The organism is Planobispora rosea, assembly GCF_014648175.1.
Classification (GTDB): domain Bacteria; phylum Actinomycetota; class Actinomycetes; order Streptosporangiales; family Streptosporangiaceae; genus Planobispora; species Planobispora rosea.
On sequence record NZ_BMQP01000010.1, the window covers coordinates 129,246 to 150,879 of the forward strand.

Below are 21,634 nucleotides of genomic sequence, written 5' to 3' on the forward strand. Positions count from 1 at the left end.
ACTCCGGCGGTGTGAGCTCCCGGCCGGCGCGGACCGCGGGCCGGTGACGGACTGCGGGCGGTGAAGGACTCCGGATGATGAGCGACCGCACGCGACCGCGCCCGCTTCCCGACCCGCCGCCCGCCAGGGGCTTCGGCAAGCTGCCGGTGGGGCGATGGTTCCTGCTCGCGAGCTCGGCCGTGGCGCTGATGTTCGCGATCGCCGCCGCGGTCACGGTCGTCGCGATCGGCGCGGCCCGCGAGGCCAAGACGGTCGTCGTCGACGTCGTCGACCCCGCGGCCCTGCGCACGCTGGAGCTGTCCGGGGCGGTGAGCACGCAGGAGAGCGCGGTGCGCGCGTACGGCAGGACCGGCGAGGCACAACACCTGCGGGACTACCGGGCCGCGGTCGAGAAGGAGACGGCCGCGCTGGACGCCATCGGTGAGCTGCTGCCCCGCATGCCCGAGCCGGGCGTCATCCGGGCCGAGCTCGACGCGATCAGGCAGGCCACCACGGCCTGGCGGAGGGAGTACGGCGACGCCGTCATGGACGCCGCCAAGCCGGGTAGGTCGGAGGAGATCCTCACGGAGGACGCCAAGTCCGGCAGCGAGCACTACGCCGGGGTCCGTGCCTCCCTGACCGCGCTGGAAGACCACCTGACCCGGGCGCACACCGCCGCGGGCGCCCGGCTGGACCAGTCCTGGCAGTCGGTCTACGCCGCCGTCGGCGGGGTGGCCACGGTGCTGGTCCTGGCCTTCGTCGGCTTCGCCGTCATCGTCCGCTACGCCGTGCTGAGACCGGTGGCCGAGCTGACCGGACAGGTCCGCGCGGTCGCTCAGGGCGCCTTCGACCACCGGCTCAGGGTCGAGCGCCCCGCCGAGCTGGCCGAGCTCTCCGGTCACGTGGACGCCATGCGCCGCCGCATCCTCGCCGAGTGGCACCGGGCCAGCGAGGCGCAGGCCAGGCTGGAGGAACAGGCGGTGGAGCTGCGCCGGTCGAACGGAGAGCTGGAGCAGTTCGCCTACGTGGCCAGTCACGACCTGCAGGAGCCGCTGCGCAAGGTCGCCAGCTTCACCCAGATGCTGGAGCAGCGCTACGGCGACCAGCTCGACGACCGGGCCAAGCAGTACATCGCGTTCTCGGTGGACGGCGCCAAGCGCATGCAGTCGCTCATCAGCGATCTGCTCGACTTCTCCAGGGTGGGCAGGCTCGGCGGCGAGCGCTCCCCGATCGACAGCGCCATCCCCCTGAAGGAGGCGCTGGACAATCTGTCCGCCCCGATCGAGGAGACGGGGGCGACGGTGACCTTCGACGAGATGCCGGTGGTGTACGGCAACCGCCAGCAGCTCACCCAGCTGTTCCAGAACCTCATCGGCAACGCGGTGAAGTTCCGCTCCCGGCAGCCGCCCGTCGTGCACATCGGGGCACGCCCGGCCGGGGACATGTGGGAGTTCTCCTGCAGCGACAATGGGATCGGCATCGAGAGCAAGTACACCGACCGGATCTTCCTCATCTTCCAGCGGCTCCACGGCCGGGACGTCTATCCGGGCACCGGCATCGGGCTGGCGCTGTGCAAGAAGATCGTCGAATACCACGGTGGAGAGATCTGGGTGGACGCCAAGGATTCCGACAACGGTCATGATTCCGGCGCTTCCCGCCAAAAAGATGCAAAAGATGTTAAGCAACTGGAAAGCGGGACGACGTTCCGCTGGACCCTTCCCCGAGGAGACACCGATGAATGACTTCCGCTGGATCGACGTCCTCCTGGTCGAGGACGACCCGGGAGACGTCCTGCTCACCCGGGAGGCCTTCGAGCTCAACAAGGTCAAGAACAAGCTCCACGTCGTCAACGACGGCGAGCAGGCCATGGCCTTCCTCCGCAAGGAGGAGGGGTACGAGGACGCCCCCACGCCCGACCTGGTCCTCCTGGACCTCAACCTGCCCCGCAAGGACGGCCGCGAGGTGCTCCAGGACATCAAGTCCGACGAGAACCTGCGCCGGATCCCGGTGGTCGTGCTGACCACCTCGGAGGCGGAGGAGGACATCCTGCGCAGCTACAACCTGCACGCCAACGCCTACGTCTCCAAGCCGGTGGACTTCGACCAGTTCATCAACGTGGTCCGGCGGATCGACGACTTCTTCGTGACGGTGGTGAAGCTGCCCCACTCGGTCTGACGTCGCCCCAGCCCATCGCTCTGGAATTTATGTGGTATTCGTCGCGATTTACACTTTTTATGGCAGCTAGTGCCTTTTGAGGCTTTTGGGGGGGCTATCTGACCTCTCCGCGACCTCTCGCTTGCCCGACGTGACGGGAATCACACCGGCTCTGCGAAAATGTGAGTGACGCTTCTCACACAACCGATGAGCCGCGTCGTAACGTATCCCCCACCAATGTGTGCGCGCACGCCTGAGCCGGCGCGACCGCGGCCCGGCGGGCGGCACAGCTGAAGCGACCCGGACCCCCTTTGCCGAACGGGGTCCGCGGGAGGTGGAGAGGTCTCGCATGACCCAGACAACGGCCGACAGCTCGGCCCCGGCCAGAAGGCAGCGCGCGCAGATCAAAGAGCGCACCCTGCGAACCGACCAGTGGTGGCGTTATCCCCTGGTCACCTTCATCATCTTCACGGCGTTCCTCGTCTACGCCACGTGGGCGATCTTCGATAACGACTTCTTCGTCGCGCCGTACCACGCGCCGTTCGCCTCGCCCTGCCTGGCGGAGGCGGTCTGCGAACCGGACGCGCGACTGTTCGGCTGGGCGCCCCTCGGCGACTGGTACACCTGGCCGCCGGGCCTGCTGATCCTCGGCCTGCCGGCCGGGTTCCGCTTCACCTGCTACTACTACCGCAAGGCCTACTACCGCGGCTTCTGGCTCTCGCCCCCGGCCTGCGGCGTCAACGAGCCGCACAGCAAGTACACCGGCGAGTCCCGCTTCCCGCTGATCCTGCAGAACATCCACCGCTACTTCTTCTACGCGGCGATCGTGATCGGTCTGATCCTCGCCTACGACGCGGTCAAGGCGCTCATCGAGAAGCCGGGCGGGATCGGCACCTGGGTCCTGATCGGCAACGCGATCCTGATCAACCTGTACACCCTGTCGTGCCACTCGTGCCGCCACATCACCGCCGGACGCCTGAACCACTTCTCCAGGCACCCGGTCCGGTACCGCGCCTGGACCTTCGTCTCCAAGCTCAACTCCAAGCACCAGGAGCTGGCCCTGATCTCGATGTTCTCGGTCATGGGCGCCGACCTGTACGTACGGCTGGTCGCCAAGGGCGTCCTCTCCTTCCCGTTCGCGTAAGGAACTGTGGAACCTCACATGGAAATCGAGCGTCACGAATACGACGTCGTCGTCATCGGGGCCGGCGGGGCGGGGCTGCGGGCCGCCATCGAGGCCCGGCAACAGGGCAAGCGCACCGCGATCGTCTGCAAGTCGCTGTTCGGCAAGGCCCACACCGTCATGGCCGAGGGCGGCGCCGCCGCGGCCATGGGCAACGTCAACAGCGACGACAACTGGATGGTGCACTTCCGCGACACCATGCGCGGCGGCAAGTTCCTCAACAACTGGAGGATGGCCGAGCTGCACGCCAAGGAGGCCCCGGACCGGGTCTGGGAGCTGGAGGCCTGGGGCGCGCTGTTCGACCGCACGAAGGACGGCAAGATCAGCCAGCGCAACTTCGGCGGGCACGAGTACCCCCGGCTGGCCCACGTCGGCGACCGTACCGGCCTGGAGATGATCCGCACCCTGCAGCAGCGCGTGGTCGCGCTCCAGCAGGAGGACGAGAAGCTGCACGGCGACCCCGAGGCGTACATCAAGGTCTTCCAGGAGTGCACGATCACCCGCCTGCTCAAGACCGGCGACAAGGCCGCCGGCGGGGCGGGCAGGGCGGGCGGCGTCATCTCCGGGGCCTTCGGCTACTGGCGGGAGAACGGCAAGCTCATCCTGTTCGACGCCCCCGCGGTCGTGCTCGCCACCGGCGGCATCGGCAAGTCCTACGTGGTCACCTCCAACTCCTGGGAGTACACCGGGGACGGCCACGCGCTGGCGCTGCTGGCCGGGGCGAAGCTGATCAACATGGAGTTCATCCAGTTCCACCCGACCGGGATGGTCTGGCCGCCGTCGGTCCGCGGCATCCTCGTCACCGAGTCCGTCCGCGGCGACGGAGGCGTGCTGCGCAACTCCGAGGGCAGGCGCTTCATGTTCGACTACATCCCGGACGTGTTCAAGGACAAGTACGCCACGACCGAGGAGGAGGCCGACCGCTGGTACACCGACCAGGCCAACAACCGCCGGCCTCCGGAGCTGCTGCCCCGCGACGAGGTGGCCCGGGCCATCAACGCCGAGGTCAAGGCCGGGCGCGGCTCACCCCAGGGCGGCGTCTACCTGGACGTCTCCACCCGCCTGCCGGCCGCGGAGATCGTCCGGCGGCTGCCGTCGATGCACCACCAGTTCAAGGAGCTGGCCGACGTCGACATCACCGCCGAGCCGATGCAGGTCGGCCCGACCTGTCACTACATCATGGGCGGCGTCGAGGTCGACGCGGACACCGGGGCGGCGTCCGTGCCAGGCCTGTTCGCGGCGGGTGAGGTCTCCGGCGGCATGCACGGCTCCAACCGGCTCGGCGGCAACTCCCTGTCCGACCTGCTGGTGTTCGGCCGCCGGGCAGGCGCCGGAGCCTCGGCGTACGTGGACGGCCTGAAGGCCCGGCCGGTGGTCTCGGAGGAGTCGGTGACCGCGGCGAGGGCCGAGGCGCTGGCCCCGCTGGAGCGCAGCGGCGAGAACCCCTACGAGGTCCACCAGGAGCTGCAGCGGACGATGAACGACCTGGTCGGCATCATCCGCAAGGCCGAGGAGATCACCGAGGCGCTGGAGTCCGTGGGCAAGCTCAGGGAGCGGGCCAAGGGCGTCGGCGCCCCCGGCGGCCGGATCTACAACCCCGGCTGGCACCTCGCCCTGGACCTGCGCAACATGCTCCTGGTCTCCGAGTGCGTGGCGCGGGCGGCACTGCTGCGCGAGGAGAGCCGCGGCGGCCACACCCGCGACGACTTCCCCGGCATGTCCCCCGAGTGGCGGCGCAAGCTCCTGGTCTGCGGCGCCTCCCCGGACGGGTCGGAGGTCACCGTCGAGGAGAGGACCCAGCCCGCCATGCGCGACGACCTGATCAGGCTGTTCGACCGGGCCGAGCTGAAGAAGTACATCACCGAGGAAGAGCTGGCCGACTTCGACGCGCTGGTCAAGGAGTAGAGCCATGGGTTACAAGGCGAAGTTCCGCGTGTGGCGGGGCGAGGGCGGCGAGGGCAGGCTTGAGGACTTCACCGTCGAGGTGAACGAGGGCGAGGTCGTCCTCGACATCATCCACAGACTCCAGGCCACCCAGGCCCCCGACCTGGCCGTACGGTGGAACTGCAAGGCCGGCAAGTGCGGTTCGTGCTCGATGGAGATCAACGGCAAGCCCCGGCTCGGCTGCATGACCCGGATGTCCACCTTCGCGGAGGACGAGACGATCACCGTGACGCCCATGCGGACGTTCCCGGTGATCAAGGATCTGGTCACGGACGTGTCGTTCAACTACGCCAAGGCCCGGGAGATCCCCTCCTTCACGCCGCCGGCGGACGTCCAGCCGGGCGAGTACCGCATGCAGCAGATCGACGTCGAGCGGAGCCAGGAGTTCCGCAAGTGCATCGAGTGCTTCATGTGCAACAACGTCTGCCACGTGATCCGCGACCACGAGGAGAACAAGCCGGCGTTCGCCGGGCCGCGCTTCCTGATGCGGATCGCCGAGCTGGACATGCACCCGTACGACGTGGCCGACCGCAAGGACGCCGCGCAGGAGGAGCACGGGCTGGGCTTCTGCAACATCACCAAGTGCTGCACCGAGGTCTGCCCCGAGCACATCAAGATCACCGATAACGCGTTGATCCCGATGAAGGAGCGCGTCGTCGACCGCAAGTACGACCCGCTGGTCTGGCTCGGGGACAAGATCTTCAGGCGTTCCCGGACGACGAAGAACTGACCCTCCTCGCCGTACCGGACCGTCGGCTCCGGTACGGCGAGACGCGGTTAGGAGCGCAGGGCCGCTCACGGCTCGCCGCTCGCCTTGACTTCCGTCCTCATCAGCGATGGCCCGTCTCATGTCTTGCGGAGGCACCGAACCGGGTCTGGATCCCCACCGCTCCATGGGCGCAACCAGGACCTCTTTACCGCGTCGTGGGAGGGAGGGAGTTCACGCGCGGCTGTGCCCAGCCTAGGTTGGAGATGAGACGGGGGAAATGTCATGCATGTCGTGGTGAGCGCAGAGACAGGACGGGATGACCAACTCAGGGATCTGTACGCGTGGCTGCAGGAAGAGACGGACCTGCGCGGACGCGTGGTAATGGAGGAGCGGCCTCCCGATCCCGGAACACTGGGACCGGGCACCGGGGCGCTGCAGGTCCTGCTGGAATCGGGAGGCGCGCTCGCCTCGATGTCCGCGGCGGTGGTCTCCTGGCTGCGCACCCGGACCGGAGAGGTGAGCGTCAAGATCGTCGACGGTGACAAGGAGATGGAGGCCACCGCAGGCGGACTGAGGGATCTCGACCACGCCCGGGTCGACGAGATCACCGAGCAGGTCGTCCAGACGTTCCAGAGGGTCGACAGCCGGGGATAACCCGCGGCCGAGGCCCGGGTCGTCCGGGAGGACGGCGACTGAGCGGTCCGCGCACCTCGGGCGACTACGCCTTCGACGCAGCCTGGTCGGGCGCCTACCTGCTCACCTCGTCCAGCAGGGACGAGGCGTCCCGGCTCACCCCGCGGTTACTTGCCCTTACGGCGGAACAGGCCGCGCTTCTTCTCGCCCGGTCCCGATCCGGGGATCGGGTGAACCGCCGTGCCGGTGGGGCCCTCCAGAGCTCTCGGAGGCGGCGGACCGGCGGGCGGGGCGAAAGGAGGTGAGGGCGGTTCCTGTCCCTGGGGAGGCATCGGCGGCCCGGGGAACGGCATCGTGCCACCGGGACCGTTGAGAGGGCCGCCGGGGAAAGCACCGGGGCCCTGGGGACCGGCGTGGAGGTGGCCGGAGTTCTGGGGCGGCTCGGGCGGGAGACCCGGAGGTGGATCGGCGGGACCCTGCGGAGGGCCGATGCGCAGATCACTGGGGCCCGGGGGCGGGGTGGGGGCGGACCAGGGCTCGGAGCCGCCGGGGAGGCCGGGGTCCGGGGGGAACCCGTCCGGGGGCGGGAATGCCGGATCCTGGAGGGCGGGGTCCTTGGGGAACGGGCCGGGGTGCGGTTCGGGATGCGGTTCGGGGGTGAACCACGGCGATTCGGGACCGGAGGAGTGCGGCCGGGCCGCCGGGTCGTGGGGATGGGGCGCGTAAGCCGCCGGGTCGTGGGGATGGGGCGCGTAAGCCGCCGGGTCGTGGGGATGGGGCGCGTAAGCCGCCGGGTCGTAGGGCTGGGGGTACTGCTCGGTCGGGTAGACCGGCGGGTACATCTGCATCGGGACGAAGCTGATGATCGGGGCGTAGGCCGTACCGCCCTGGTAGACCGCGTGCAGGCCCGGTGCGGAGGCGTAGCCCGGACCGGCGGGATAGCCCTCGGCGACCGTCGGGCGGGGGCCGGCCCGGCGGACGGCGGCGGCGTGGGCCATCCGGCGCAGCCTGCCCTCGAAGATCAGGACGGCGAACAGCACGAGCAGGACCAGGATCAGCGCGGGGATGCCGAGCTGACGGCTGAGCGTGGTCGCGTCGTAGTCCGAACCGGCGTTGCGGATCTCGTACGGCACCGCGGCGGAGTCGTCGGCGAACGTGCTGTCGGACGTCTCGGGTGACGGGGAGGCCGTCGGGATCAGGGAGGGCGTCTGCTGCGTGGTCGGGAAGACGACCTCTTCGTCGGGGGTCGAGGCGGTCGTCGGCGGCGGCTCGACGACGGGTGCCGAGGTCGGCACCTGGACCGGCGGAGGCGCCGACGTCGCCGGGGGTGTGGGGGGCTTGGTCGTCGCCGCAGGCGCGGGGGGCTTGGTCGTCGCGGGGGTCTTCGACGGCGTGACGGTGACCCGCACGGTGACCGTCTCCTGGTCGGGCTCGGGCTCGGGCTCCGGCTCGGGCTCACCGGGGGTGTGAGTGATCGTGACGGTGACGGTCGGGGTCGGCTCCTCCTCGCACGGGGCCGAGGGATCGACGTCGCATCCCGGAATCGAGGAGGGGTCGAGGAGGACGGCCCGGGTGGCCGCGTCCGCCCGGCCGGGGCCGGTCAGCGACGCGGTGGCGAGTATGACCGCGCCGCTCAGGCCGAGGGATACGAACACGGCCGAGACAGCTGCCGTACGGCGGGATCTCGTCACCGGTGCCTCCGTGCATTCCCCGAGCGACTCACATCGAAGAAATACTAGTCGGAGAAAAGTAACAGCAAAGCAGCCTTTACCATACAGATCACAATCTCGCTGACGGCGCTGTCACGCGGGCCCCGGTGACCCTCAGAACATGCGGCCCCGGCGGAGTCTGGCCTGAAGCCAGAGCAGGCAGAGCAGCCCCCCGATGGCCACCCCCGCGACCGGCAGGCCCCGGATCCCGCTCAGCGGGCTCGACTGTCCCACGACCTCCAGTTGCCGTTCCGGCTCCGCCGTCGCCGGGCCGTGGTGGATCTCGCGGGGCAGCGGGGCGCCCAGAGGCTGCTCCGCCTCGGGCCGGTGCTGCGGTGCGACCGGGGAGGGCACGGCCGGTGGCATCCGGATCGACGGGGTGTTCCAGACCGGCGCGGGCGCCTGGCCGACCACCGTCCACCCCGGCGGCACGAGCACGGGCGCGGGAGTGGGCGTGGGTACCGGCGGAGCGGTCGTCGGGCTCCCGCTCAGATCACCGGGAGCCGTGGGACCCGGTGCGGGGCTCGCCCCTCCCCGTCCGGGCCGCCTGGGCCGCTTCTTCTCCGACCCGGAGTCGGCGCCGCCGCCGGGAAGCACCTGCTCGTTCCTTCCCCTGCCGTCGCCGCGAGGCCGCTTGGGGCGGTTCTTCGCGGGTGCGGCGTCCGGCCGCGCGTTCTCCCCCGCCGCGGAGGGTGGGGGAGACGGCTCCGGCGTCTGCTCGCGGGGCGGTTCGGAGGGTACGCCCCGCGGCTCGCATTCCTCCGGCGCCTGCTGGTCCTGTGTGCCCGGTGGACGGCAGTCGTCCATGGTGGGGTGCTCCTTGCCCGGGCTCGGAGGGGACTCCGGGTCCTCCGAAGGCTTCGGCGCGGCCGGCGCGGGTGTCGCCGGAGGCGTCCGCGGCCTGGGCTGCGGCTTGCCCGGGACCTGCGGCACCGGGGAGACCGGGGGAACGGGCGGGACCCCGCTCGGGCCGCCCGCGGCGGCCGCCCCGGCGTCCACGAGGCATTCGAGGAGGTCGGAGTGGACCGCCGGGAACGGCCACGCGCCGGATCCCGGCTCACCCGGCGCGTTCGACTCACCCGGCGCGTTCGGTTCACCCGGCGCGTTCGGTTCACCCGGCATATTCGGTTCGCCTGCCGCGGCGGCCCCGCCGGGCAGCTCCGGCCAGGCGGACCAGACGCCCTGGGAGTCCGGGTCCGGCCGTTCCAGCCGGATCCAGAACCCGGTCGTCTCGCTCAGCGGCACCCAGGCCCACAGCGGGAGCGTCCCCGTCTCGGCCACCGGAGGCGCCTGGGAGAGGCAGGACAGGAGGGGATCGTCCTGCCCGAACGCGCCCGCCGACGCGCCGCCCACCGTGACCGCCCCCGACCCCACGGCCGATACGACCAGGGCATGCTTCAGCCACCCGCCTTTTACGCCCACCGCACGTCTCCGATCCCCTGACCCGGGCGCGCGATAAATACGCCCCGTAACTGTTATGTCACGGTGCGCTATCTTTCAATCCTTGACGAGCACGTCTCGTACGGCATGCACGATCGGCAGGTCCGCGGGGAGCCAGGCCACCTCGTCCAGCCGGTCCATCGAGAGCCAGCGCAGCCCCAGGTGCTCCTTGGCCTCCGGATCCCCCTGCGCGATCGTCGCGATCCACACCCGCAGGACGTAGCCCTCGCTCAGCGGCCAGTCGCCGCCGACCCGCTCCCCCACCTCGATCAGGACCCCCAGCTCCTCCTGGCACTCCCGGACCAGGGCGGTGAGGTCGTCCTCGCCCGGATCGACCTTTCCTCCCGGGAACTCCCAGCCGCCGGCCAGCTCCGGCGGCTCGGCCCGTTGCGCGGCGAGAAGCCTGCCGCTCCCGTCGACGATCGCGGCCCCCACGACGACTCTCCTCATGACGTCTGATTCTGTCCCATGACCGGGACCCCTTCGCCCTGAGTCGATCTCTCAGCCCTGTTTCCTCAGTTCGAGCTGGGCCATGACCGAGGGGTTCCGCAGGGGGCGGGTGAAGCCGACGATGCCGGCGCGGTCGCGGTAGGTGGTGACCTTGATCGGACCGCACAGGCGGCACCTGGCCTCGATCATCTTGCCCGGCGCGACGACCATGCCCACGTGGCCCGGCCGGTCGGGGCCGGTGCCGGGACCGGAGTTGAAGAAGACCAGGTCCCCGGCCTGCTCCTCACCCGCGGGGACCTCCACCCCGAACGGCCACTGGCCGAAGGTCGTGCGCGGGATGGACAGGCCGACGCTCCGGTAGGCCATGTAGATGATCCCCGAGCAGTCGAAGGCGTCCGGCCCGGTGCCGCCCCACAGGTACGGCTTGCCGCGCTGCGCCAGCGCGTAGCTGAGGATCCCGGCCACCACGTCGTCGGGTGCCGCCGCCACCAGGGGCGGGTCGCAGGCGGGCTCGGCCTCGGGCGGGGTGCCGACCTCTCCGTCCTCGGCGTACTTCGCGGCGATCTCCATGACCTGGTCCACGTACCACCAGGCCCGGTTGTAGACGAACAGCGCCTGCCGCACGTTCTCCGGCGCCCCGTTGCGCTTGAGCATCTTGGCCGCGCCGAGAATGGCGTCCGCCGGGTTGTAGACGTCGGCCCAGCCGTCGCCGTCGCCGTCGGAGGCGTACCCGTTGAACTCCGACGGGATCTTGATCTTCGCCTTCCCGCCCCACGTGCTGATCAGGAACTGCATCGGCCCGGCGGCTCCGGCGTGGTTGGTCCCGCTCCGCACGCCGGGGAGGGTGGAGCGCCCGTGGTCGGTCTCCCGTTTGCCGACCCCGGCGAGCACGTTCCACTGCACGCCGACCTTCTCGCCGTGCTCGCGGTAGAGCTTGAGGTACTCCTCCGGGATGTCGGAGGTCGCCGTCTCGGACTCGTCGGCCGCCTGCCTGGCGCTCTCCTCGCAGCCGGGGAGATCTCCGCCGCCGGTGAACGAGGGGAAGGTGCTCACCATCATCATCGGAGCCATGATCAGGGTGAGCAGGCACAGCCCCGCGACAGCGAGGATCAGTGTGATCCGGACCGTCCTGCCGCCGTTCACCCGCCCGCCCCCGTGATCTGGTCGTCTCCTTCCTGGCCTGCGTCGGCGGGCTGGAGGTCGTGGACGCGCCAGCCGTCGCCGACCGGGATGAGCGTGACGGCGTACTCGTCGGTGCGGTCCCTCGGCCCGCCCTTGGAGGTGATCCGCTCGGTGCAGGCCACCACGAAGACCACCGAGGAGCTCTGGACCTGCCGGATCTCCTTGACCGTCGCCGAACCGGCGGAGACCACCTCGTCGGCCCGGTTCGCCTCCACGAACGCCGCCGCGGTCCGGGCCCGCACCAGCACGTCGGCGAACTCCGCCGTCGCGTAGCCCCGCAGCCGGTCCCCGTGGGCCACCGGGTCCTCGCGGTGGTCGTAGGTGCCGTACTCGGCGGTGAAGCGCCGCGCGTAGTCGGCGGCGGCGGACAACTCCTGCTTGGTCATCGGCAGGTAGGAGTAGACGTCGAAGGGCGCGTCACTGGCCGTCGCGGCCGGGCGCGACGGCTCCTCGGTCACCCGCACCGGTGGTTCCGGCACGGTACGGCTGACGCCCGCCGGATCGGCCCGGCTCTGGCCGAGGTCCCCGGTGTCCGCCAGGGTCAGGTAGACCCCGACCAGCGCGAGCAGCCCGACGAGCACCCCGAACACGAGCCCCCGGCGGTTCCCGCCCCCGGCCATGGTCAGTCCTTGCCGGGGTCGGACGGGCGGAGCCAGAACGGCACCGGCGCCTCATCGGCCTGCCGGGCGGACCGGCTGGTCAGCCAGAGCGGGGGCGCCTCGGAGGACCGGCCCGATCGCCCGGAGCCACCGGCCGGAGCGCCCCCCGGCGAACCGCTGCCCGACGAGCCGCGCGAGCCACCGCCGCCGAAGATGCTCCCGCCCGAGCTCCGTGAACTTCGCGACCCGGACGAATCGCGCGAACCGCCGCCGAAGATGCTGCCCCCCGAGCTCCGCGAGCCCGAGGAGCCTGAGGAACCGCTCGAAGAACCGCCGCCGGACGAGCCGCGCGAGCCGCCACCGCCGAAGATGCTCCCGCCCGAACCGCCCGAACCGCCCGAACCGCCCGAGCTCCGCGAGCTCCGAGCCCCGCCGGAGGGCGCCGCCGGGGCGGACCCGCCGGAGCGGGACGGAGAGGACCAGCCTCCGCCGGACCGGCCGCCGAACCAGCTGCCGGACCCGCCCGTGCCGGTGGAGGCCGAGCCCCCCGTCCTGGCCGGGGGCACGGTTCCCGCCGTACGGCCGGCTGATCCGCCCGCCGTACGGTTCCCGGAGAGGTTGAGGGGCGGCGCCGCGCCGGTGCGCGGGGCGGTGACCGGACGGCCCGTGTTCTTGCGCCGCCCGCCCGCCGGGGTGTCGGTGTCCAGCGGCGCGGGCTGCGCGGCGACCGGGACCCGGGTGCCCGACGGCGTGCCCGCCGGGCCGCCCTCCTCGCCCCGGACCCTGCCCTGGGCGACGGCGGCCGCCGCCCCGGCGGACGCCCCGCCGGCGAGCGCCGCGGCCTTCAGCATGGGCTCCGCCTTGCGCATGCCCCACCGGCCCGCCCGCGCGGCGGCGACCGGCGGCAGCACGCCCGCGGCGCGCTGCAGGGTCGGTGCGGAGGCGGCCTCGCCCAGCATGCGGGTGGTGAACGTGTGCCCGTCCATCGAGGCGAACAGGTGCTGGAACGGCCGCCGGTAGAAGAAGACCGCGATCGTCAGCAGCGCCATGAACATGACCTGCATGCCCCACGGCATGGCGGTGGAGATGATCAGCGCGTAGCCGTACACCAGCACGCTCAGCACCAGGGCGAGCACCGCCTGCCGCAGCAGCGTGCCGATCAGCATCTCCACCCAGCGCATCGCGATGATCCGCCCCGAACCCGGATGCACGCCGATCAGCAGGAAGACCGGCGCGAGGATCAGCAGCAGCAGGAAGCCGATCTTGAGCGCCAGGAGCGACACCGCCACCAGGAAGATCAGCACCCCGGCGACCATCGCGGCCATGAGCGCGCCGATCGCGATGCCCAGCCGGCTCGTCCAGTCCTTGCCCTGGAAGAGGAAGTAGATCGGGGTGGTCTTCAGGTACTGGGCGACGTCCTCCTCGTAGCGGGCCTGGTGGGCGCTGCTGTCGGGGGTCTGCGCCGCCTGCTGCTCGGCCGCGTCGATCGCCTGGATGTTCAGCAGTTCGGGACCGAACTTGGCCACCACCGGGGCGCCGGCGTCGGCGGTGCCGAACTGGCCCATCAGCCACGGCTTGCAGACCAGCGTGGACCACAGCGCGTCGGCGTTCTGCTCCACCGCCGGGGTGCCGCTCTGGCCGTACCCTCCGGTCATCGCCTGCGGGCTGGTCTCGCCCTTGGCGGGCATGCAGGAGGCCCCGCCCGCGCCGGGCAGGCCGGAGAAGGCGGAGTTGACGACCTCGCCCGTCTTGTCGGTGACGACCTTGCCCAGTCCCGTGAGGTCGCCGGGGCGGCTGAAGAACCAGACCGCGACGGTGACCGCCAGGACCATCCAGATGACGCCCTCGGCGGTCGTGGTCGCGCGCTTGCGGATGAGGCCGTACCACGCCAGCCAGATGGCTCCGAGGATCACGATCGGCCGCAGGAACGGCCAGTACATCGCCTCGGAGAGCCGCTGCACGATGTCGTCGACGACGTTCTTGATCGACTCCAGCGGGCCCTCGGTCGTCGCGGCCTGGTAGGTCGTGATGGTCAGCCGGTCCAGCGCCTTGGCCCAGGAGAAGACCGTGTTGGCCCAGGCGTTGCCGAGCACCGCGGCGACGTCGTCACAGCCGAGCTCGTGGGTGTGCCAGAACAGGCCGCTCATGCCGTAGGTGCCGTAGTTCGTCCGGACCGCCGGGGCCTGCGCCGCCGCACCCTCCGGAGGCGGAGGTTTGACCAGGCCGTCCACGCCCGCGCCGACGACCTCGGGCGCCAGGTCCGGGGAGAGGTCGCACGGGGCCGCGGCGGCGATGGAGCCGCCCGTGGGGAACACCAGCGGCAGGGCCGTGAACGCCGTGAACGCCACGAGCGCGACGGCGATCCGCCTGCCCGGCCGCCACCGCCTCCCGGCAACACGTCTCCCGAGGAGACGCCTCAGCCCCTGGGCGGAGCCTTTCATGAACGCACCTCCAGCGTCGTCGCCCCCGGCCTGCCGACTCTGTCGCCCCCGGAAAGATCATGCACGTTCTCGTCGGGTTTCTCATGGGTGGGGTTCGTGTCGAGCCAGCGCAGCAGCTCGCCGGAGATCAGATCCACCCCGATACGGCCCGCACGGCCGTCCAGATCGCGGAAGATGCACTCACCGTTGCCCAGTGAACGCAGCACCGCCTTGTGCTCTTCGGACGGATCCACCCCGAGCAGCGCCATCACGTGCTCCACCTCGACCCGTTCGGTGGAACGGAAGGCGAACACCGACGACAGGCAGTTCGTCACCTGCTCGTTCAGCAGGTCGCCGGCGTTCTGCGAGACCAGGACGAGCGCGGTGTTGCGCGAGCGGCCCATCCGGCTCACCTCGGGCACCAGCTTGGCGCCCTCCGGCGTGGAGGTGATGGCCCACGCCTCGTCCAGGAAGATCGCCTTGGGGGTCCGCCGGTCGAGGCCGTTCATCAGGCCCCGCGCGAACTGGGCGACCAGGTAGAGCAGCGCCACCGACAGGCGCTGCTCGTAGGAGTAGTCGTCCCGGCCGGTGACGGCGTCCGGCAGGGTCAGCCCGCCGAGGGTGAAGACCGTGGTCCAGCCCTCGGTGTCGATCTGGTCGCCGCCGGAGGGGTCGAAGCAGAGCCGGGCCAGGTGCATCTCCGACATCGAGCGCAGCACCGCGCCCAGGTTCTTGGAGGCGGCGTCCTCGGCCTGCTCCAGGTAGTCGACGACCTTGCCCAGCGACGGGTCGTCGCCGTTGGACACCGCCGCGACCGCCTGGATCATCGCCGACTCGCGCTCCTCCGACATGCGCGGCAGCAGCAGCCGCAGCGTCTCGGTGGCCATCGTTTTTTTAGCCGCGAGGTCGTCGCCGAAGGAGAACGGGTCGAGCAGCCCGGGCGCCGCCGAACCGAGCGGGATGATCCGCGCCTTCCTGCCCCGCTCCTGCAGGAGCCGGACCAGGGACTCCGCGTCGCCCTTGGGGTCGATCACCGCCACCGTGACCCCGCGCATCGCCATCTGGTAGATCATCAGCAGCGCCAGGGTCGTCTTGCCGCCGCCCGGCTCACCGGTGATCGCGATGGCCGTCGGCCGGTTGCGGGCCGCCGCCACCAGCGGGTCGAAGTGCACGATGCTGCGGGCCCGGCCCAGGGTCTCCCCGATGTACGGCCCCGCCCAGCCGGCGTTCGTCTCGTCCTCGCGGTCGCCGAGATCGACCGTGGCCGTGGCCATGCCGCCCGCGATGGTCCGCAGCGGCTGCCGCTGGGCGTAGGCGTTGACCCGCACCCGCTCCCCCGGCAGCGCCTCGCAGAACAGCGAGAACTGGTCACCGGTGGAGTTGACGATGTCGATGCCCATGTCGCGGTAGTGCTCCGCGACCGCCTCGACCCGCTGCACGCAGATCTCCTCGGTCGGCGCGGAGACGATCAGCCGGTGCCAGCCGTACACGAACGGCAGGCGTTCCTTGGTGATGCCGTGCTCCAGCATCCGGGCGGCGTCGATCTGCTCGGCCAGGGCCAGCGGCGCCTCCGCTCCGGCCTCCCGGATGTGGATGTCCATGTCCCGGGCGTGCGCCAGCTTGCGCGCGACGTCCTTGCTGGCCTTGACCGGGGGGATCAGCCGCATCCTGGAGCTGATCTCGACCGGGAAGGGCAGCTGGTCGGCGTAGTGCATCCACGGTTCGCCGTCGGGGAAGGGCATCAGATCGGGGAAGCGGGCGAACGACAGGTGCGCGACGTAGGAGTCGCCGTGCGGCTGCTCGATCCGCAGCAGCGACCTGCCGTTGTGGATCTGCCCCTCGACCAGGGACTCGATCTCCCCCTGACCCCACCGCCGCTTCGGGCTGGCCGAGGCGGGCGGGTCGCCGAGAGAACCCGTCGCGGCGTGCTGGAACAGCCAGGCGATCTCGGTGGAGGTGGCGTGCCGGGCATAGAGGGCGCTGGTCCCCAGCGCCCTCCCGAGCCGCTCGGCCGAGTCGGTCCACCGGGTGATCTCCGCCTTGGGGATCTGGTCGTCCTCGATTCCCAGGGCCTTCTCGCTGCGCTGGTAGAAGCCGAAGAGCTGGGCGAACACCCCAGTGCCCAGCTGCACTCCGCGCGGGCCGAGCCGTACGCCGAGGTAGACCTCCTTGGTCCAGAAGTCCTTGGCCCAGACGTGGCGGTACATCTCCTCCAGGTAGTCACGCCAGCCCGGACCCTCGTCGGAGGTGGCGTTGAGCGCCATCGCCCACTCCGCCGCCGGGTAGGTGCGGTGCGCCACCCGCAGGTGGACCTCGGCGTCCGGCATCCTGATCGCGGCGAGCGCGATCGTGATGTTGGTGGCCAGCGCCTCCCGCTCCTCGGGCGTGACGAACTCGTAGCTCACGGTCGGCAGCCGGAAGTAGGCCCATGCCGACGAGTCGGTCAGCAGGATCCGGTCGTCGAAGTACCGGACGGCGAGGCGGCTGCGCGCCCTCGACCCGCGGCTCATGCGCCCTCCTCCGCCGGCCGCGTGAACCTCCGGCCGCCGTGCTCATCGGCTCGCTCGTCCACAGGCCCTCCGTGTTCTCTCGCGCCCCGGGGGATCACTGGGCCACTTCCTCCTCGCTCATGCGTGCCGTCCGTGCCGCTCCGAAGCCGGCCACCACCACACCGGCCAGCGCGAGGTAGGCGCGGCGTCCCGGCGCCCGCAGGTGGGACGGCTCCACCCGGTCGGACCTCCCGGGAGCCAGTTCGTCCTCCCAGGGCACCCGGACGATCGCCCGGCACCTGCCGCGCGCGACCGCCTCGGCCTGCTCCACGTCGTTCATGCTCCGGCGGCTCACGCCGTTGACGACCATGACCGCCCGCCGGCGGAGGTCCGCGCAGCCGTGGCCGTCGAGCCACTCGTACGTCATCGCGACGGCGTCGGGCCCGTCCTCGCTGGCGGGGACGACCAGGACCAGCTGGTCGGCGTGGGGCAGGACCCGCGCGGCCAGCGCCGCCGCGGGGTCCATGATGATCAGCTTGTAGTGCTCGTCCAGCAGGTCCATGGCCCGGCCGAGCCGCCGGTCGGAGAAGAGCGCGCGATCGGCCATCCGCTGCTCGGCGCCCGCGTCGGCGTCGCCCGCCAGGACCTCCAGACCGGAGGCGCAGCGGCTGGTGTAGGCGCGCATGCCCAGGTAGCCGTGGACGCGGTCCAGCCCGGCCAGCAGGGAGCTCAGCGTCTCGGGCGACTCCCCCTGGATCCGGGAGGACAGGGCGTGGGCCCCGGTGCCGGCGTCGACCGCGAGCACCCGGTCCTCACGGTAGCGGGCCAGGGTGTGGCCGAGCATGAGCGCCGTCGTGGTCTGACCCGCGCCACCGGTGCACCCCAGCACCACCACCCTGCGGCTGCCGCTGAAGACCCCCCTGGCCCGCGCCTCGTCGACCTCGGACCCGTCCGTACGGCCCCCTCCCGGCCCCATCACCACCTGGGCCAGGCGCCGCCATCCTCCCTCGGAGTCCCGGCCGACGACCGACTCCACCCGGCGGACCCTGGTCTCGCCCTGCCCCTGCCCCTGCCCCTGCCCCGGCCCGGGCACCGGCACGTCGGCCGGTGAGGCGTCGCGGGGCACGGCCCGGATCGACACGTTCACCGGGTTCCCCGAATTCGCCGGGTTCGCCGGGTTTCCTGGATTCATGGGGTTGCCCGGCGCGAGTCCCGGCCGTGCCGGCGGCCACACCTTCCGCTCTCCACCGGTGGGGGGCTGCCCCTTCCGGTGCTGGGCCAGGATGCTCTCGTCCGTCTCCGTCCGCGCCTCGGCGGCGTGGGACTCACCCGGATCCGGTACGGCCGGCCGCCGGACAGACGCCCGCTCCGTCTTCCCGGCGTCCTTCCCTGCGGACGTCTCACGCGGCACGGCGCCCCGTCCCCCGTCCTCCACAACGGATGTCTCCTGCTGCCGGGAGGCCGCACGAGTCTCACTCACGCCCTGTACCGCGGCCCGGCCGCCATCCGCTGCGGATGTCCTCTCCCGTTGAGAAGCCACCGACGACTCACTCGCGCCGTGTGTCGCGGCGGCCCGGCCGATATCCGCTGCGGATGTCCTCTCCGATTGCGAGGCGACCGACGACTCACTCACGCCCTGTGCCGCGGCGGCCCGGGTCCTCTCCGGCACGACGGGCACGCCACCCCCACCGTCCGGGGTGACTCCGGGCACCTGAGCCGGAGGCGAAGGCGGGCTGGGAGGCGGCGAGAACCGGTCGGGGCCGGTGGCGGCGGCCAGCTTGCGCAGGCGGCGGAGCGCCTCGGTGTCGACCGGGGTGGCCCGCCCGGCCGGTGCCCGCTTGGCCGGGCGGGTCGTGGCGGGCGTGGAAGGGACGGGCGTGACGGAGGAAGCGGGCTCGGCAGGCTCGGCGGACTCGGGCGCGGTGAGTGTGGACTCGGCGGGCTCGGGTCCGTCTGGCCTGGACTCGGCGGGCTCGGGCTCGGGCTCGACGGAGGTGTCTGGGGCGGTCACCGGGACGGCCGGGGCCGGATCAGCCGGGAGCGGCGAGGGCGGCTCGGAGGCCGCCGTCAGGGGGGTCTCGGGAACCACGGTGAGCGGTCTGTCCGGGGTCCCGGCCGGGGGCGTCTCGTGGAACCGTACCGGCGGCCTCTCCGGGATCCCGGTCTGAGGCCTCTCGGGGAGGGAGGCCGGCGGCCTCTCCCGGATGACGGCCGGAGATTCCGCGGAGGCCGCGACCGCCTGGCCGAGAGCGGGGGCGGTGCCCCTGCGGGGGGCGTAGGCCGATCCCCAGACAACGCGGTCGCGCGTGACCGGAGCCCCCGCCGCGGCGGCCGCGGCCGCCGCCACCGCGGGGCGGACCGCCCGGGACGGTGCGGCGACCCGCTTGGGCTGTGCGTGGCGGGCCTTGCGGGCGGTCTTGACGCGGACCGGAGCGGCCTGCTGGGGAGCCGCCCGCCAGACCCGGCCGGTCAGGGTGATCTCGGCGGGCTCCGCCGCCGGGGCCATCCGGCACCAGGTCCGCGGCTCGCCCAGGTAACGCACCTGTGACTGGAGCAGCTCGGTGAGCCGCTTGTTCTCGATCACCGGCCGGGTGGAGAGCCAGGTCACCACTCCAGGCGGCACCAGGTAGACCACGTGCCAGGGCGGCCCGAAGTCCACGCCGACCAGCCACAGCAGCAACGACCACGGCGCCATCACACCCACGAACACACCGATCCAGACAATCGGAAGCGGCATCGGCAGCCGTAGGTCGTACAGCTTGTAGAGCCGCTTCTCAATCCGCCAGATATTGGTATATGTGGGCAGGTCCACCCGTTCCTCCTCTCCACCGCTCGCCGTCCCGTGCCTTCAGGTGCGCGCTCAGCCTCCCGTAATCCCCAGGGCGCCGGCGATCGCCTTGGCCGTCACCTCGATGATGTTGGGCACGTAGAAGATCACTCCGATGGCGATGGCCAGGATGATGAACTGCACGAACCTGGTGATCTCGCGGGTGAACAGGAAGAACAGCGCCACCACGGAGACGATGACGAGGAAGAGCGGGGCGAAGAACCGGCGGAGGAAGTCAGCCAGGCCCTCGGTGTTCACGCCGGCCGGTGGGGCGGTCGGCTGGCCGGTCGGCTGCTGGGCGAGATCGATCGCACTCATGTCGATCACGCTCAGCAGGATGGTCTTCAGGGTCACGTCTCGTCCTCCGTGCTCACGACCGCGCGCGCCGGGCGGCGACGAGCCCGCGACACGCGGACCGCCTCGCCACCGGCTCGCCGGCCAGGGGGGCTCTGTTCACTGTGGACCGGCACCGTTCGATCATGCGTCACCCCACGGACCGTCCGGCGCCGCCGATGCTCTCGACGAACCACTTGTCGCCCTGTTTGACCACGGTGAGAAGGTAGGACTGCTCCAGCTTCCCGTTCATTTCACCCGGGTCTCCTCCCGAGGTGGAGTCCGCGGTCGGAGACCCGTCTCCGGGCACGCCCCACACGACCGTGGCGGTCACCTTCCGGGAGGCCCCGCTGTCGAGGGGCACGACGAGGTCCTTGAGCTCCACGAAGGTGAACGCGCCCCCGAACCCCTCCAGGGTGACGCCGGCCGCGGCGTACTGCTGCAGGGAGGCGGTATCGCTGGCGGCGTAGGCCTTGAAGAAGTTGGCCATGGACGTACGGAGCTCCTGCTCGGCGGTCGCGTCCCGCTGGGGCTCACCCTCGGCGGGCAGGGCCGCCGAGGCCGGGGCGGGCAGGATGCCCGGCCGCCCGGAGACCACGAACCGCTCCGTCTCACTGTCGTAGAAGACCGGTACGGAGAGCAGCTGGCGGCGGTTGCCCGCCTGGAACATCAGGGTCACCACGGCGTTCTGCGCGTCCTCGGCCTGCACGTCGTACGGCTGGATGGCCCCGGCGCTCATCCTCCCGAGCCCGTCCCAGCCGAACTGCGGCTCGGCGCCGTCGGGCAGGAAGGGCGCCAGCCGACCGGCCCGTTCGGAAGCGCGCACCGCGTCGAAATTCAGGTAGACGGCGGCGAACTGGCTGGCGAAAGAGGTGGCCTGGGTTCTGGGGAATCCCTGGTCGGCGGGGGCGGGAGCATTCTGGCCGGTCGCCCCTTGCCGAGTAAACCTCTCAAAAGGTGCACGGACCCCATTCACCACGATGACCACAATTAACGCCCAGAGGACGGCGCGACCGACCCACACCAGCCAGCGACCACCCCCTCCGGACCAGCCGCCGCGGCGCGGCACGCGCCGCCCGCGCGCCGGGGCGCTCCGGGGCCCGGGATCGTCGAACGCATCCGGGTATGCCGAAAGCTCTGGGTCATCGGAGATCCGAGGATCCCGCTGGACCGCCGACCTTCGAGCCATCACGCCTCCGCTCGCGCCGATTCCCCCGGCTGGCGCGGTGTCGTATTACTCCCGATCCCATTAGTCATGGCGAGGCAATTACCCTAACCGCTCAGCTGATTCTTCCAGGAAAACCACGCCCATGCTGCAGGCATCGCCCTCACTGAGCAAACCGGATCTGAGACCGGGCGAGAGCAGTTACCCCCTCGAGAGGGACGAAAGGAGCACATCACCCCTGGCCAGCGCAGGCGTTGGTTACCGAAAAGCCACCCATTGCTATCCATAGGGCGCCGGGAGTGTCGCGACCTGCGCCTTTAGAAGAGGGTCAGCCCGGGAGACGTGACGGAGCGTCACAACGCGATGCCTCCACCAGGCCCACGGATGAGGACCTGTCATGCCGGGCCGACCCGAGCCG

Annotated in this window: 16 protein-coding genes; 6 read left to right on the forward strand and 10 right to left on the reverse strand. The window is 71.2% G+C overall.

Features of this window, described 5'->3' with window-relative positions:
- The first annotated feature begins 74 nt into the window (after positions 1-74).
- The 6 genes from IEZ08_RS12645 (at position 75) to IEZ08_RS12670 (ending at position 6,623) form a co-directional block, all read left to right on the forward strand.
- A complete protein-coding gene (locus IEZ08_RS12645; protein WP_068927079.1) occupies positions 75-1,721 on the forward strand; it encodes a sensor histidine kinase in 1,647 nt (548 codons plus the stop codon).
- Positions 1,714-2,154, forward strand: coding sequence for a response regulator (locus IEZ08_RS12650; RefSeq protein WP_068927081.1), 441 nt, complete (start codon positions 1,714-1,716; stop codon positions 2,152-2,154). Before IEZ08_RS12645 ends, IEZ08_RS12650 begins: the two co-directional genes overlap by 8 nt.
- Positions 2,155-2,482: 328 nt before the next feature.
- Complete coding sequence (gene sdhC, locus IEZ08_RS12655; protein ID WP_068927083.1) at positions 2,483-3,277, forward strand: succinate dehydrogenase subunit SdhC; 795 nt, start codon at positions 2,483-2,485, stop codon at positions 3,275-3,277.
- Between the two features lie 18 nt (positions 3,278-3,295).
- Positions 3,296-5,221, forward strand: a complete 1,926-nt coding sequence (locus tag IEZ08_RS12660; RefSeq protein WP_068927085.1) for a fumarate reductase/succinate dehydrogenase flavoprotein subunit — start codon at positions 3,296-3,298, stop codon at positions 5,219-5,221.
- Between the two features lie 4 nt (positions 5,222-5,225).
- Positions 5,226-5,990: a succinate dehydrogenase/fumarate reductase iron-sulfur subunit gene (locus IEZ08_RS12665; protein WP_068927087.1), complete on the forward strand. Its 765-nt coding sequence runs from the start codon at positions 5,226-5,228 to the stop codon at positions 5,988-5,990.
- A gap of 261 nt (positions 5,991-6,251) precedes the next feature.
- Complete coding sequence (locus IEZ08_RS12670; RefSeq protein WP_229803073.1) at positions 6,252-6,623, forward strand: effector-associated constant component EACC1; 372 nt, start codon at positions 6,252-6,254, stop codon at positions 6,621-6,623.
- Positions 6,624-6,769: 146 nt separating this feature from the next.
- Here IEZ08_RS12670 and IEZ08_RS12675 read toward each other — a convergent pair whose 3' ends face one another.
- The 10 genes from IEZ08_RS12675 to IEZ08_RS12720 all read right to left on the reverse strand — a co-directional run bounded on the left by IEZ08_RS12675 (position 6,770) and on the right by IEZ08_RS12720 (position 21,240).
- Complete coding sequence (locus IEZ08_RS12675; protein WP_189242179.1) at positions 6,770-8,293, reverse strand: hypothetical protein; 1,524 nt, start codon at positions 8,291-8,293, stop codon at positions 6,770-6,772.
- A gap of 132 nt (positions 8,294-8,425) precedes the next feature.
- Positions 8,426-9,733, reverse strand: a complete 1,308-nt coding sequence (locus IEZ08_RS12680; protein ID WP_141704250.1) for a hypothetical protein — start codon at positions 9,731-9,733, stop codon at positions 8,426-8,428.
- 75 nt (positions 9,734-9,808) lie between these two features.
- Positions 9,809-10,201 carry a (deoxy)nucleoside triphosphate pyrophosphohydrolase gene (locus tag IEZ08_RS12685; protein ID WP_068927095.1) on the reverse strand — a complete coding sequence of 131 codons (393 nt, stop codon included), beginning with the start codon at positions 10,199-10,201 and terminating at the stop codon, positions 9,809-9,811.
- 51 nt (positions 10,202-10,252) lie between these two features.
- On the reverse strand, positions 10,253-11,344 hold the full coding sequence (locus IEZ08_RS12690; protein WP_068927097.1) for a C40 family peptidase: 1,092 nt from the start codon (positions 11,342-11,344) through the stop codon (positions 10,253-10,255).
- A complete protein-coding gene (locus IEZ08_RS12695; protein WP_189242180.1) occupies positions 11,341-12,003 on the reverse strand; it encodes a hypothetical protein in 663 nt (220 codons plus the stop codon). Before IEZ08_RS12695 ends, IEZ08_RS12690 begins: the two co-directional genes overlap by 4 nt.
- 2 nt (positions 12,004-12,005) lie before the next feature.
- On the reverse strand, positions 12,006-14,423 hold the full coding sequence (locus IEZ08_RS12700) for a type IV secretion system protein (protein WP_189242181.1): 2,418 nt from the start codon (positions 14,421-14,423) through the stop codon (positions 12,006-12,008).
- Positions 14,420-16,912 carry an ATP-binding protein gene (locus tag IEZ08_RS12705; protein WP_068927104.1) on the reverse strand — a complete coding sequence of 831 codons (2,493 nt, stop codon included), beginning with the start codon at positions 16,910-16,912 and terminating at the stop codon, positions 14,420-14,422. Before IEZ08_RS12705 ends, IEZ08_RS12700 begins: the two co-directional genes overlap by 4 nt.
- Before the next feature lie 94 nt (positions 16,913-17,006).
- Positions 17,007-19,703, reverse strand: a complete 2,697-nt coding sequence (locus IEZ08_RS40230; RefSeq protein ID WP_189242182.1) for a TcpE family conjugal transfer membrane protein — start codon at positions 19,701-19,703, stop codon at positions 17,007-17,009.
- Between the two features lie 48 nt (positions 19,704-19,751).
- A complete protein-coding gene (locus tag IEZ08_RS12715; RefSeq protein ID WP_141704251.1) occupies positions 19,752-20,072 on the reverse strand; it encodes a hypothetical protein in 321 nt (106 codons plus the stop codon).
- A 130-nt stretch (positions 20,073-20,202) separates the two neighbouring features.
- Positions 20,203-21,240 carry a conjugal transfer protein gene (locus IEZ08_RS12720; protein WP_189242183.1) on the reverse strand — a complete coding sequence of 346 codons (1,038 nt, stop codon included), beginning with the start codon at positions 21,238-21,240 and terminating at the stop codon, positions 20,203-20,205.
- Positions 21,241-21,634 lie beyond the last annotated feature (394 nt).